A 13,582-nucleotide genomic window follows, 5' to 3' on the forward strand; every position below is an offset into this window, starting at 1 on the left:
TGAGGGCGACTATGCCACTTCATATTCCACGTGCGTCGCCACAGCCGTTCCCACCACCGCCTCCCCGATCAACAACAGCGCTGGATCACGATCACTGATCGCCGCCGCCAGGAACGCCAGCGCATCCAGCCGCCCGCGGATGATCCGCTCGTCGGGCAGCGACACGTTCACCGCGATCATCACCGGCGTGTCCGCCGCCCGCCCCGCCGCGATCAGCGAGCGTGACACCTCGGCCGCCGCCGCACGCCCCATATACACCGCCAGCGTCCGGTCCGCCCCCGCCAGCCCCGCCCAGTCCAGGTCCAGCGCCTCGCCAGCCTTTGCATGCGCGGTCACAAAGGTCAGTTGCCGCGCCAGCCCGCGCAGGGTCAGCGAGGCGACGCCAGAGGCCGCCGCCGCGCTCGCCGCGGTGATGCCGGGGCACACTCTGACCGCGATCCCCGCCGCCCGGCACGCCGTGATCTCCTCGGTCGACCGTCCGAAGATCGACGGATCGCCGCCCTTCAGCCGCACCACCCGCTTGGCCCCCCGCGCCGCCGCCACGATCAGTTCGTCGATCGTGCCCTGATCCTTCGAATGCCGCCCCGATCGCTTGCCGACGCTCACCCGCTCGACCCCGGGGGGCACCAGATCCAGCACAGCCGGCCCGACCAGCGCGTCGAAGAAGACGATATCGGCGCGTGCGATCAGCCGCTCCGCTTTGCGGGTCAACAGGTCCGGATCGCCCGGACCGGCCCCGACCAGCCAGACGGTGCCGGGGGTGAAATCGTCATGCGGCATGCGTCGCTCCTTGGCTCAATATCCTGGCGATGGCGGGGCGGCAGGACCCGCAATTGGTGCCCGCGCCCAGCGCCGCGCCGACCGCGGCGACATCGCCTAGTCCTTGGGCCGCGATCGCCGAGACGATCGTCTTCAATCCCACGTCGAAACAGGCGCACACGATCGGCCCGCGATCGACCGCCAGGCCCGGTGCCCGCCCGGCCAGCACGGTGGGCGCCGCCTGCGCCGCGCCGAGTTGTTCGATCAGCCAGTCGCGCGACGGCAACAGCCCGGTCTCCGTCACGAACAGCGCCGCGACCAACCGCCCGTCGACCAGCACCGCGACCCGCTTCGTGCCCCGGCTGGCATCCGCCGCCTCGATCCGCGCCCCCTTCGGCAACACCGCCTCCAGCACGGCCGGATCACCGTCCCCCGCCAACTCCCACAGCACCCCCGCCGGCACCGCCACCCGCGTCGCCCACAAACACTCCGGTCGCTCGCCCTCGCCCGCGACGATCAGAAAGCCGCGCCACCGGCACGCCACCGCCGCGATCGCCGCCGGCGACGCCTTGAACCCCGGCTGCCCCGACACCGGATCGACCAGTGGTCGCGGCAGCAGCCCGGTGCGCCCGCCGCTCGCCGTCCGGTCGGTCCAGTGGATCGGCACGAAGATCTCGCCCGGCCGCTGCGCCTCGCTCACCCGCACCCGGTACAGGCTCTCCCCCTGCGGCGTGCAGACGCGCGCCAGCCCGCCATCCACCAGCCCTTCGCGCGCGGCATCGTCGCCATGCACCTCGACCAATGGCTCCTCCCGGTGCCGCGCCAGCTTCGGCGACAGCCCCGTACGCGTCATCGTATGCCACTGGTCCCGGTAACGCCCGGTATTGAGCGTCAACGGCCAGTCCTTCAGCGGCGGCGCCACCGCCTTCTGCACCACCGGCGCCAGCCGCGCGCGACCGTCCGGCGTCGGATAGCGCCCATCGGCAAAGGGCGTGCCGCCCCAGCGGAACGGTGCCATCGCCTCGTAATCGGCATTGCCCTTCGCCGCCTGCCCCGGCAGCGCGAACAGCCGCTGGCCATCGGGCGCATAGGTCGACAGCCGGCAATGCTCGCGCCAGATCTCGGCGGGCCGGTCATAGGCGAAGGCGGTGCCCCAACCCATGCGCCGCGCGACCTCCTTGACGATCCACCAATCGGGCTTCGCCTCGCCGGGCAGCGGGAACAGCGCGCGTTGCCGGCTGATCGTGCGGTCCGAATTGGTGACGGTGCCATCCTTCTCGCCCCAGGCGGCGGCGGGCAGGCGGACCTGCGCGTGCACGCTGGTGTCGGTTTCCGCCACCACGTCGCTCACCACCACGAACGGGCACGCCGCCAGCGCCGCGCGCACCGCACCCGCATCGGGCATCGACACCGCCGGGTTGGTCGCCATCACCCACAACGCCTTGATCCGGCCATTGCCCAGTTCGCGAAACAGGTCGACCGCCTTCAGCCCCGGCTTCTCCGCAATCGTCGGCGACGCCCAGAAACGCTGCACGGCCGCCCGGTTCGCCTCCGCAAAGTCTCGGTGTGCCGCCAGCGTCGAGGCCAGCCCGCCCACCTCGCGCCCGCCCATCGCATTGGGCTGGCCGGTGATCGAGAAGGGCGCCGCCCCCGGCTTGCCGATCCGCCCCGTCGCCAGATGTACGTTCAGGATCGCATTCACCTGATCGGTGCCCGCCAGCGCCTGATTCACCCCCTGGCTGAACATCGTCACCGTCCGCGGTGTCGCGGCGAACATCTCGAAGAAACGCCGAAGGTCCGCCGGCGCCACATCGCAGGTGCGCGCCACCGACCACAGGTCGCTACCCTCTCCGGTCCGGTCCCAGAAATCTTCGGGTACCGAGACATGCGCGGCCAGATAGGCGGCGTCCACCACGCCCGCTTCACGGCACCAGTGGAGCAGGCCGTTCATCAAGGCGACGTCGCTGCCCGGCCGGATGGCGAGGTGCAGGTCCGCCTCCTCCGCCGTCTCGGTCCGACGCGGATCGATCACCACCAGCTTCGCACCCGCCTCGCAGGCACTGCGGATACGTTGATAGACGATCGGGTGGCACCATGCCGTGTTCGATCCGACCAGCACGATCAGCTCGGCCGCGTCCAGATCGTCATAGCTGGCCGGCACCACGTCCTCGCCGAACGCGCGGCTGTGCCCGGCCACCGCGCTCGACATGCACAGCCTGGAATTGGTGTCGATGTTCGCCGATCCGATGAATCCCTTCATCAGCTTGTTGGCGACATAATAATCCTCGGTCAGCAACTGGCCCGAGACGTAGAAGGCGACGCTGTTCGGTCCATGCCGCGCGATCGTCTCGCGGAACCGCCGCGCGACCAGATCCAGCGCCTTGTCCCACGACGCCCGCCGCCTGCCGATCATCGGCGCGAGCAACCGCCCCTCCAGCCCCACCGTCTCCCCCAGATGCGTCCCCTTGGAACACAGCCGCCCGCGATTGGCCGGATGCTCCGGATCGCCCGCAATGGCGACTTGCCTATCGCCGGTAACGGTGGCCACGATCCCGCACCCCACCCCGCAATAAGCACAGGTTGTCCTGACCCCTCTCCCCTCCGGGGAGAGGGAGGGGCCCGTCGCGTCAGCGATGGGAGGGTGAGGGGCCGTCACGGGCGGCACCCTGCAAGGCGGTTGCTCACGCCGCCGCCTTCAACGTAGCGGCCCGACAGATCAAAACCCGCCCCCCGGAAACCTTCACCGGCACGACCGGCGTACACCCCCGGTCCTCGCCCAGCGCCTCGCCGGTCACCAGCGAAATCCGCCAGTTGTGCAACGGACACGCCACCGCCCCGCCATGCACGATGCCCTGGGAGAGCCGCCCATGCTTGTGCGGACACCGGTCGAGCAGCGCGAAGACCTTGCCCTCGCTGGTGCGGAACACCGCGATGTCGTCGCCGCCCTCCACCTGCACGGTGCGGCTTCCCCGCACCGGAATCTCGTCGACCCAGCCGATATCGAGCCATTCGCCAATCATGCCATTTCCTCCAGCACGGGAACGGGGGTGAAGCGCGCCATCGGCGCATGGATCTCGCGCTCGGCCCCCTCGACGCGCGCGGCCCAGGGATCGTCCTGCGAAAAGCTCTGCGAGTAGAAGAACCGCGCCGCCAGTTCGCCGCGCGCGCCTGCATCGGGCAGCAGCCGCGACTGGACATAGGCAAGGCCCACCCGTTCGATCCACGGCGCGGTCCGCTCCAGATAGCGTGCCTCCTCGCGGTAGAGCTGGATAAAGGCGGCGCACATCTCCATCGCCTCGGCTTCCGTCGCGACCTTGCACAGCAGGTCGGTGGCGCGCACCTTGATCCCGCCATTGCCGCCGACATGGCATTCGTAACCGCTGTCGACGCACACCACGCCGAAGTCCTTGATCGTCGCCTCGGCGCAGTTGCGCGGGCATCCCGACACCGCGATCTTGAACTTGTGCGGCATCCACGACCCCCAGGTCGCTCGCTCGATCTTCACGCCGAAGCCGGTCGAATCCTGCGTGCCGAACCGGCACCATTCGCTGCCCACACAGGTCTTCACCGTGCGCAGCGACTTGCCATAGGCATGGCCCGAAACCATCCCCGCCGCATTCAGGTCCGCCCACACCGCGGGCAGGTCCTCCTTCTTGATCCCGAAGATGTCGAGCCGCTGCCCGCCGGTCACCTTGACCATCGGCGCGTCGTACTTCTCCACGACATCGGCGATCGCGCGCAGCTCGCGGGGGTTGGTCAGCCCGCCCCACATGCGCGGCACCACCGAATAGGTGCCATCCTTCTGGATGTTGGCGTGCATCCGCTCGTTGACGAAGCGGCTCTGCTGGTCGTCCTTATATTCACCCGGCAGCGCACAGAGCAGATAATAGTTCAGCGCCGGCCGGCACGACGAACAGCCATCGGGCGTCGACCAGTGCAGCTTGTGCATCACCTCGGGGATCGATCGCATGCCTTGCGCCACGATCTCGCGCCGCACATCGTCATGGCCGAAGCTGGTGCATTTGCACATGGTCTTCGGCCCCGCCTCGACCGCGCCCTCGCCGAGCGTCAGCGCGAGCAGGCTTTCGACGATGTTGGTGCACGATCCGCAGCTTGCCGACGCCTTGCAGGTGCCGCGCACCGCATCCACGCTGTGCGCACCGGCCGCGATGCAGGCCACCACCTTGCCCTTGGTCACGCCGTTGCAGCCGCAGATTTCCGCATCGTCGGAAAGCGCCGCAACGGCCGCCTTAGGGTCCGCCTGGCCCCCTCCCGAGGCGAAGGCCTGGCCGAAGATCAGCGCGTCGCGGATGTCGGCCACATCCTCTTGCCGCTTCAACAGGTCGAAATACCAGTTCCCGTCCGCGGTATCGCCGTACAGCACCGCGCCGACGATGCGATCGTCGCGCACCACGACGCGCTTGTAGATACCGCGCGCCGCATCGCGCAGGACGATGTCCTCCGCCCCGTCGCCGCCCGAGAAATCGCCCGCGGAGAACACGTCCAGCCCGGCCACCTTCAGCTTGGTGGAGGTCGCGGACGGCCGATAGCCGCTATGCGCATCGGTCAACCCGTCGGCCAGCGCCCGGCACATGTCCCACAAGGGCGCGACCAGGCCATAGACCTGCCCGTCATGCTCGACGCATTCGCCCACCGCCAGCACGCGGGGGTCGGATGTGACCATATGGTCGTCCACCCGGATCCCACGACCCACGTCCAACCCCGCCTCGTGGGCCAGCGCGGTGCACGGCCGAATGCCCACGGCCATGACGACGAGGTCGGCCGCGATCTCCGTCCCGTCCTTCAGCGCGACGCCGGTAACATGGGTATCGCCCAGGATCGCGGCGGTATCCGCCCCCGTCAGCACCACCTGCCCGCGCGCCTCCAGCGCCTGCTTCAGCAGCCAACCCGCCGCCTCGTCCAGCTGCCGCTCCATCAGCGTCGGCATGATGTGCAGCACCGTCACCTGCATGCCACGCAGGGACAAGCCGTGCGCCGCCTCCAGCCCCAGCAAGCCCCCGCCGATCACCACCGCACTGCCGCCGCGCGCAGCGGCCGCCAGCATGTGATCCACATCCTTCATGTCGCGGAAGCTGATGACGCCGGGCAGGTCGCGGCCCGGCACCGGGATGATGAAGGGGTCCGATCCGGTCGCGATCAGCAACCGGTCATAATCCACCGTCACGCCGCCTCGCGAGGTCACGGTGCGCGCCTCCCGATCGATCGCGGTGACGGGGTCGCCCGATATCAGTGTGATGCCGTTATCCGCGTACCAGTCGGTCCCGTTGATGACAATCTCGTCGAACGTCTTCTCGCCCGCCAACACCGGAGACAGCATGATCCGGTTATAGTTCACCAGCGGCTCGGCGCCGAAGATCGTCACCCGGTACCGGTCCGGATCGCGCGCCAGCACTTCCTCGACCGCCCGGCACCCAGCCATGCCGTTGCCAATGACGACAAGACGTTCGCGCAATTCGGTGGGCGCGGCCACTACAGGAGAATATTCCATAGCATCCATCCTCGAAAAGTCGGTCAGATCCGCACGCCGGCGGCGGTGCCCCAGCTCGCCCGCCATCCGCGCTTGACCAGCGTCAGCCCGGCGAGCGCCGCCACCGCAAGCGCGGCAAAGATCAGGAAGCCGGGGGCGAAACTGCCCGTCATCTGCTTGGCCAGCCCCAGCGACGAGGCGAGGTAGAAACCGCCCACCCCGCCCGCCATGCCGACCAGCCCGGTCATCACCCCGATCTCCGCGGCAAAGCGCTGCGGCACCAGTTGGAAGACCGCGCCGTTGCCCGTGCCCAGCGCCAGCATCCCCAGCACGAAACAGGCCAGCGCCGCGGTAAAGCTGCCCGCCAGCGCCACGCCGACCAGCGCCAGCGCGGCCACCGCGAACACCCCGGTCAGCGCCTTCACGCCGCCGATCGCATCGGCCATCGCCCCGCCCATCGGCCGCACCAGCGACCCAGCGAACACGCACCCCGCGGTCGCATAGCCAGCCTGCACCGTGCTCAACCCGAACGCGTCGGTGAAGTAGATCGGCAGGCTGGCGGCCAGTCCCACGAACCCGCCGAACGTCACCGCGTAGAAGCCCATCAGCCACCACGCATCGGCCTGCCGCAACGGGCTCATATATTCGACCAGGCTGCGGGGCGGCGGTGCGTTCGGCGCATCCCGGGCCATCAGCAGATAGACGACCAGCACGATCGACAGCGGGATGCAGGCAAGGCCCAGCACCGCGTTCCAGCCGAACAGCTCGGCCAGCGCGGGCGCGAACAGCGCGGCCAGCACCGTGCCCGAATTGCCCATGCCCGCCAGCCCCATCGCCTTGCCCTGATGCTCGGGCGGATACCAGCGGCTGGCCAGCGGCAAGGCGATGGCGAAGCTCGCACCCGCAAAACCCAGCACCACGCCCAACGCCAGCGTGCCGGCAAAGCTCGTCACGCCAAAGGCCCAGGCCACTGCCAGCCCGACGATCACGATCACCTGGCTGATCGCGCCCGCCCGCTTCGGCCCGATCCGGTCGACCAACAGGCCGTTCACCACCCGCAGGATCGCCCCCGCCAGCGTCGGCGTCGCCACCATCAGCCCCTTCTCGGCCGGCGTCAGCATCAACGACCGCGCAATCTCCGGCGCCAACGGCCCCAGCAACACCCAGACCATGAACGCCAGATCGAAATACAGGAACGCCGCGATCAGCGTCGGCGTGTGCCCACTGGCCCAGAAGCCGCCGGCCCCCGCTGCCTGCCTTGCCTGATCGTCCTTCCAATATGCCGTCGCCATGCGCGCTTCCCCTTGTGCCGAGGACAAAGAAAAAGCCGCCAGGACGGCGGCCATCGCTGGCGCATCCTGGCGGCTTCGTTGCCGTAGGGTGGACCGGCCTCATGCCGTATCCACCGTCACGCGGCGCCCCCGACGCTGGAGGCGACATCGCGTGGTAATTTCGTGCCCGACGCCATTGCCGGACGACAGGAAGGTGCCTGATTCGCCGAGGCAGCGCAAGTCCCTTTCGCAGTCGCAGCATTGCCGTCCCGCTTCCGGAGAATGAAACGCCGCTAAGGTCGAACCTTTATCCGTTCGTCTCGAGTAGCCGTCGAGTAGCGGCAAAACCGCGTACCGAGACGGCGTATCGAGAGACAGGTTGAGCACGAACGGATCAAAGTGAAGTTCACAGCCTCGCAAGCGCCGAACCGCAAAAGGGAAGAAACGATGTTTACGCGGAGGCGCGGAGAACGCAGGGGTGTTGCGCAGGAGGCATCCTTCGCGCTCCCACTCAAACCCCCGCTACGTGCGAGCCGCAGCGGCTGGACGATGATCTCCGCGTCCTCCGCGCCTCCGCGCGAACAAAAATCCTCAATGCTGACCGATCAGGGCAACGAACGCAAATACCCCGCCACATCGTCGGGATCGAACGCCCGCCCGTCAAAGAAGCCGTCCCGCCCCAGCATCAACCGCCCCTGCGTCGCGCCCGCCCCGATCGGCTCGGCCAGCGCCCCCTCCAGCTTGGAGCTTGCCCCGGGCAACACCGCCCCCGACCCGGCCAGCGCCGCACGGTACAGATCCGGCCGGAACGTCCCCGCCGCCACCGCCGCATCGCCCTCATCGAACGCGATGCCCTCCCACCGCACCATCTGGCTGTAGAGCCACGCCGCCTGGCTGCGCCACGGGAAGTTAGCCGCCTCCCGGTGCTGGAACATGAAGTCGGGGTACCGCACCGGCTCGGCCCCCGGCGACAGACGGATGCGATCGGTGATCGCGCGCAGCACCGCATCGGCCGGCGCATCCAGATAGCGCGGTTGCGCCAGCAGCGCGGCGGTGTCTTCCACCGTGTCGGCGCGCACGAAATATTCGGCCGCTCCGTGCAGCGCGCGGATCAGCCGCGCCACCCTGTCGGGATCGCGCTCGGCGGTATCGGCGCGCATCGCCAGCACCTTTTCCACGCCCCGCCGCCAGATCTGCGCCGTCGCGAGCGCGATCCGCCCGACTCCGCGATCCACCGCGATCGAATTCCACGGCTCGCCGACGCAGATGCCGTCCACATCCCCCGCCGCCAGCGCATCGGCGGCGAACAACGGGCTGGTCACCACGATGTCCACATCCGTATCCGGCCGGATGCCGACCCCCGCCAGCCAATAGCGCAGCATGTAGTTGTGACTGGAATGGCGATGCACCACGCCGAAGCGCAGTCGCCGCGTCCCCCCCGCCACCTTCAACGCCACCACCTTCAACGCCGCGCCGATCGCGTGTGGATCGCCCAGCGTGTCGCCCAGCTCCACTTCCTCCGCCAGCCGGGTGGAAAAGGTCACCGCATTGCCGTTCAGCCCCAGGACGAACGGCACCGCCATCGGCACCGCCGGCCGGTCCCGCCCCAGCGCCGTCGCGATGGCGAGCGGCGCGACCAGATGCGCCGCATCGCTATGTCCGTAAAGCAAGCGGTCGCGCACCGCCGCCCAGGTCGCATCGCGGACCAGATCGATCGCCAGGCCTTCCGCCTCGGCAAAGCCCCGCTCGCGCGCCAGAATGGGCAGTGCGGCATCGACCAGCGGCAGGAACCCGATGCGCACGGGCGTCAGCGTCACGGCAACTCTCCCATCAGCGCGTCGGAGGTGATGATCGCATCCGCCACCTCGGCGATGCGCCGGTTGGACGACATGGCATGCCCACGCAGCAGCGCATAGGCCGCCGGCTCGTCGATCCCGCGCCGCTTCATCAGGATCGCCTTGGCCTTGTCGATCGCGGCACGGTCGGCCAGCGCGCTCTTCGCCTCGGCCAACTCGTCCTGCAATCGCGAGAATGCCTGGAACCGCCGCACCGCCAGATCCAGGATCGGCTTGATCCGCGCCTTGGCCAGCCCGTCGACGATATAGGCCGACACGCCCGCATCCACCGCCGCCATCGTCGCCTCCGCATCGGATTGGTCGACGAACATCGCGATCGGCCGCGCCAGCGCGCGCGACATGGCGAAAAAATCCTCCAGCATATCGCGGCTGGGATTTTCCAGGTTGATCAGCACCACCTCGGGCCGGGCCGCCTCCACCTGCGCCACCAGCGGCCCGCGCGGATCGATCACCGCCAGATCGGTCAGCCCCGCCTCGCGCAGGCCATCGGAAATGATCGCGGCGCGAGTCGTACTGGTATCGATGATCGCGATCCGCATGGTGCCGTTTATGCTGCCCCGCAGCATGATCGGCAAGGCCGGGCCGTGTTTCGTAAATGCAGATTACGTGGTTTCACGCGAAGACGCGAAGACGCGAAGAATGATGCTCGCGCGGAGGCGCGGAGGACGCAGAGATGATCCGATCGCCGATCCGTCAGCCCGCGATGACATCGGACCGATCCCTTATCCGTTCGTCTCGAGTAGCCGTCGAGTAGCGGCAAAGCCGCGTATCGAGACGGTGTATCGAGAGACACGTTGGCACGTGGGACGGTAGCTCGATACGATGAGTCCAGCATGTTCACCGGCTCACTTCGATCCGGTCCTGCGGAACTACGCAATCTCTATTCGCCGCGAACGGTTACAATTGTCATCAGGCTCTGGGTTCCGGCCCCGGACGCGGCGTTGCAGGGCGGGTCCGGATGCAGGGCATGAAGCCCCATCCCTCGCTGTTCAAGTTCCTGCGACGATATGCGGATTGTCCCGATGCCGGGTTGTGGTGGGCGCCCCGACGAGAATCCCGCGAACACGGTGTTCCTGCCCCCCCCCCCGGCATGGCAACACCGCCACATTATTTCCGGTCAGCCCCCCAGACACGACAACGCCGGCCGCGACCAAAGTCGCGACCGGCGTCATCCGTCGATCATTTCAGCGTAATCGCGCCGTTCAGGCGGCGACCGCCTCGAAGTGACCGCACCAGTCGCTGGCTTCCACCTTCGGCCAGACGCCAGCGGCTTCACCGCTCGGCTGGCTGATCGGCGGGTTGTAGCGGCACAGGCCCAGCGACGCGTCCGAACGGGCGGAGTCGGTGTCGAAGAACTTGCACTTGGCGCAGGCTGCGGCGCCGGCAGTGGTGAGCGGCATGATAAGCTCCTGTCTCGATGTCGTTGTTGCTGAAATGATCGTTACGCCCGTTTCGTTCCCTGCAACAAGCAAAATCAACAGTTGCGATCCATTATCATGGTAGTTGATAATGACTATCACAGCCTTTCTTCTTGATAAGAATTTGCAGCAGAAGAACTATGGCTGCGATACACTCTCAACAACAACATTGGACAAGAACAGACGCGGTGATGTTGTGTTTACATCATGCTTGTCACCGCCCCGACAAAGCCACCTCCAAGTCATTCGTCGGCGTGGGAGGGGGGATCAGACCGGATCGGACCCGTTGGCGGCGGCCAGATAATCGTGCATCTTCGCCGCCGCCGCGTCGGACAACGCCATGAACGCGCGCCGCCGGTCCGCAGGATCGGGCTTGCGCACGAACAATCCGGCCTCGGTCAGCTTGCCGATCCAGCGCAGTGCCGTGGTCGGCGCCACCGCAGCGGCGATGCACAGGCTCGATACCGACACGCGCCGCCCCTCGAGTCGCGCCGCATACAGGTCCAGCAGCATGTCCCAGGCCGGGTCTTCGAACAGATTGCCAGGGAACAGCGCATCCCGCATCCGCCGCCGCCGGATGATCGCGCGCACCGCCCCCGCGTCCCCCGGATCGGCCCGCGGCGCAGGACGTGCCGGCTCCGCCCGAAAGGCGCTGTGGCGATCCTCCACGTCCGCCGCCCCGCCGGCCGGCGCATCCGCCTCGCGCCGGGCAAGCTCGGCCAGCGCCTGGGCGATCCGTGCCACTTCGGCATTCAGGCGCCGCAGCCGCTCGCCTTCGCCCTCGCGCGCATAGGCATTGAGCATCGGCGTCGATCCCGATCCGCGCGCCAGCACCAGCGCGCCGATCAGGTCGGCGACGCTCGGCCCGCACAGCAACTGCGCCTGCACGCCCAGCAGCGCGGCGGCAACCACGTCGATCTCGGCCACATCCAGGCAGACGATCACCGGCAGGTCCAGCGCCGCCGCGGTCGCCTCCAGCCGCGGCAGCATCGCGGCCAGCAGGTCCTCGCCCACCCCGCGGGCATCGGCGACCAGCACCGGCTGCGCCACCTGCCGCATCAGCTCGGCCGGCATCGCCTCCCACGCGATCCGCCGCAGCATCCGCCCGCCCGCCAGCCCGATCGCCTCCTCGATCTCATGCCCGCGCGCACCCGCGCCCACCACCACCACGGCAAACCCGCCGCCAAACCCCATCTCGTCCTGCACGTCACCCCCGCTCGACCACGCAAACGCGCGCCTTCGCCCACGCCGCCGCATGGATCCGCGGGCCGGCGCATCGCCTGACGGTCGCTGGCATCCGGGAGACGATGCCGCGTCCGTGCCGCTGCTATCCCAGCGCCTTGACGATCTCCTCAACCATCTTCTTGGCATCGGCCAGCAGCATCATCGTATTGTCGCGGTAGAAGACCTCGTTGTCCACACCGGCATAGCCGACGCCGCCCATCGACCGCTTCACGAACAGCACCGTCTTGGCCCGCTCCACGTCCAGCACCGGCATGCCGTAGATGGGCGAGGTCCTGTCCGTCTTGGCCGCCGGATTGGTCACGTCGTTCGCACCGATCACGAAGGCGACGTCGGTCTGCGCGAACTCGGCGTTGATGTCCTCCAGTTCGAACACTTCGTCATAGGGCACGTTCGCCTCGGCCAGCAGCACGTTCATATGCCCCGGCATGCGGCCCGCGACGGGGTGGATTGCATATTTGACGCGCACCCCCTCCTTTTTCAGCAGATCGCCCATCTCGCGCAGCGCGTGCTGCGCCTGCGCCACCGCCATGCCGTATCCGGGCACGATGATGACCTGCTCCGCCTGGGCCATCAGGAAGGCCGCATCCTCCGCGCTGCCCCGCTTCCACGGCCGGTCGATCGCGCCCGCATCGCCGCCGCTCGCGGCCGTCGCGCCAAAGCCGCCCGCGATCACGCTGAGGAAGCTGCGGTTCATCGCCCGGCACATGATGTACGACAGGATCGCGCCCGACGACCCGACCAGCGCGCCCGTCACGATCATCGCGGTGTTGTGCAGTGTGAAGCCCATCGCGGCCGCCGCCCAGCCCGAATAGCTGTTCAGCATCGACACCACCACCGGCATGTCCGCGCCGCCGATCGGCACGATCAGCAGGAAGCCCAGCACGAACGACAGCGCGGTGATCGTCCAGAAGATCCACGGGCTCTGGTTGCCGACAAAGGTCGCGATCAGCGCCAGGGTCCCGCCCAGCAGCGCCAGGTTGATGACGTGCCGGCCGGGCAGCAGGATCGGCTTGCCGCCCATATTGCCGTTCAGCTTGAGGAAGGCGATGATCGAGCCCGAAAAGGTGATCGCACCGATCGCCACGCCCAGCCCCATCTCGATCCGGCTGACCGGATGGATGACGGCAAAGGGCTGTCCGATCAGCGGCACCACCAGATCGGCGATGCCGAACGCCTGCGGGTTCAGATAGGCCGCCGCCGCGACCAGTACCGCCGCAAGACCCACCAGCGAGTGAAATGCCGCGACCAGTTGCGGCATCGCCGTCATCGCGATGCGCCGCGCCACCACGAAGCCGATACCGCCGCCGATCGCGATCGCCGCCAGTATCTCGGGCAGGCTGGCCAGTTCGTGCGTCACCAGCGTGGTGACGACCGCGATCCCCATGCCGATCATGCCCAGCCGGTTGCCCTGTCGGCTGGTTTCCGGACTGGACAGGCCACGCAGCGCCAGGATGAAGCAGACCCCGGCGACCAGATAGGCCAGCGACACCCAGGGGTTGGCTGCCAGGTCGTGCACCGCGCGTTCGCCCATGCCGCCCCCCATGC

General features: G+C 68.3%; 10 protein-coding genes. All 10 read right to left on the reverse strand.

Annotation, left to right across the window (positions count from 1 at the left end; genetic code table 11):
• Window positions 1-9 precede the first annotated feature (9 nt).
• The 10 genes from cobA to GQR91_RS03545 all read right to left on the reverse strand — a co-directional run bounded on the left by cobA (window position 10) and on the right by GQR91_RS03545 (window position 13,568).
• Complete coding sequence (gene cobA / locus GQR91_RS03500) at window positions 10-780, reverse strand: uroporphyrinogen-III C-methyltransferase (RefSeq protein ID WP_149681185.1); 771 nt, start codon at window positions 778-780, stop codon at window positions 10-12.
• Complete coding sequence (locus tag GQR91_RS03505) at window positions 770-3,394, reverse strand: molybdopterin-dependent oxidoreductase (protein WP_149681481.1); 2,625 nt, start codon at window positions 3,392-3,394, stop codon at window positions 770-772. Before GQR91_RS03505 ends, cobA begins: the two co-directional genes overlap by 11 nt.
• A 46-nt stretch (window positions 3,395-3,440) precedes the next feature.
• Window positions 3,441-3,779, reverse strand: coding sequence for a nitrite reductase small subunit NirD (nirD, locus tag GQR91_RS03510; RefSeq protein WP_112381497.1), 339 nt, complete (start codon window positions 3,777-3,779; stop codon window positions 3,441-3,443).
• On the reverse strand, window positions 3,776-6,277 hold the full coding sequence (nirB, locus tag GQR91_RS03515; RefSeq protein ID WP_149681186.1) for a nitrite reductase large subunit NirB: 2,502 nt from the start codon (window positions 6,275-6,277) through the stop codon (window positions 3,776-3,778). The genes nirD and nirB overlap by 4 nt, the downstream gene beginning before the upstream one ends.
• A gap of 14 nt (window positions 6,278-6,291) precedes the next feature.
• A complete protein-coding gene (locus tag GQR91_RS03520) occupies window positions 6,292-7,539 on the reverse strand; it encodes a nitrate/nitrite transporter (RefSeq protein WP_149681187.1) in 1,248 nt (415 codons plus the stop codon).
• Window positions 7,540-8,123: 584 nt separating this feature from the next.
• On the reverse strand, window positions 8,124-9,335 hold the full coding sequence (locus tag GQR91_RS03525) for a CmpA/NrtA family ABC transporter substrate-binding protein (protein WP_149681188.1): 1,212 nt from the start codon (window positions 9,333-9,335) through the stop codon (window positions 8,124-8,126).
• Complete coding sequence (locus GQR91_RS03530) at window positions 9,332-9,913, reverse strand: ANTAR domain-containing response regulator (RefSeq protein WP_112381501.1); 582 nt, start codon at window positions 9,911-9,913, stop codon at window positions 9,332-9,334. The genes GQR91_RS03525 and GQR91_RS03530 overlap by 4 nt, the downstream gene beginning before the upstream one ends.
• Window positions 9,914-10,576: 663 nt before the next feature.
• Window positions 10,577-10,774, reverse strand: a complete 198-nt coding sequence (locus GQR91_RS03535) for a hypothetical protein (RefSeq protein ID WP_112381502.1) — start codon at window positions 10,772-10,774, stop codon at window positions 10,577-10,579.
• A 285-nt stretch (window positions 10,775-11,059) separates the two neighbouring features.
• The gene (locus GQR91_RS19875; RefSeq protein WP_149681189.1) at window positions 11,060-11,998 is read right to left on the reverse strand and encodes a winged helix DNA-binding protein; all 939 of its coding nucleotides are present in this window, start codon (window positions 11,996-11,998) and stop codon (window positions 11,060-11,062) included.
• A 121-nt stretch (window positions 11,999-12,119) separates the two neighbouring features.
• Window positions 12,120-13,568 (reverse strand): NAD(P)(+) transhydrogenase (Re/Si-specific) subunit beta, encoded by a 1,449-nt coding sequence (locus GQR91_RS03545; protein WP_149681482.1) that lies wholly within the window; start codon window positions 13,566-13,568, stop codon window positions 12,120-12,122.
• Window positions 13,569-13,582: the final 14 nt, after the last annotated feature.

It is taken from the genome of Sphingomonas carotinifaciens (assembly GCF_009789535.1).
Classification (GTDB): Bacteria; Pseudomonadota; Alphaproteobacteria; order Sphingomonadales; family Sphingomonadaceae; genus Sphingomonas; species Sphingomonas carotinifaciens.

Excerpts from the sequence above, each read along its gene's own strand:
- cobA (WP_149681185.1), bottom strand. The coding sequence starts at position 780 with ATGCCGCATGACGATTTCACCCCCGGCACCGTCTGGCTGGTCGGGGCC.
- nirD (WP_112381497.1), bottom strand. The coding sequence starts at position 3,779 with ATGATTGGCGAATGGCTCGATATCGGCTGGGTCGACGAGATTCCGGTG.
- nirB (WP_149681186.1), bottom strand. The coding sequence starts at position 6,277 with ATGGATGCTATGGAATATTCTCCTGTAGTGGCCGCGCCCACCGAATTG.
- GQR91_RS03520 (WP_149681187.1), bottom strand. The coding sequence starts at position 7,539 with ATGGCGACGGCATATTGGAAGGACGATCAGGCAAGGCAGGCAGCGGGG.
- GQR91_RS03530 (WP_112381501.1), bottom strand. The coding sequence starts at position 9,913 with ATGCGGATCGCGATCATCGATACCAGTACGACTCGCGCCGCGATCATT.
- GQR91_RS03535 (WP_112381502.1), bottom strand. The coding sequence starts at position 10,774 with ATGCCGCTCACCACTGCCGGCGCCGCAGCCTGCGCCAAGTGCAAGTTC.
- GQR91_RS03545 (WP_149681482.1), bottom strand. The coding sequence starts at position 13,568 with ATGGGCGAACGCGCGGTGCACGACCTGGCAGCCAACCCCTGGGTGTCG.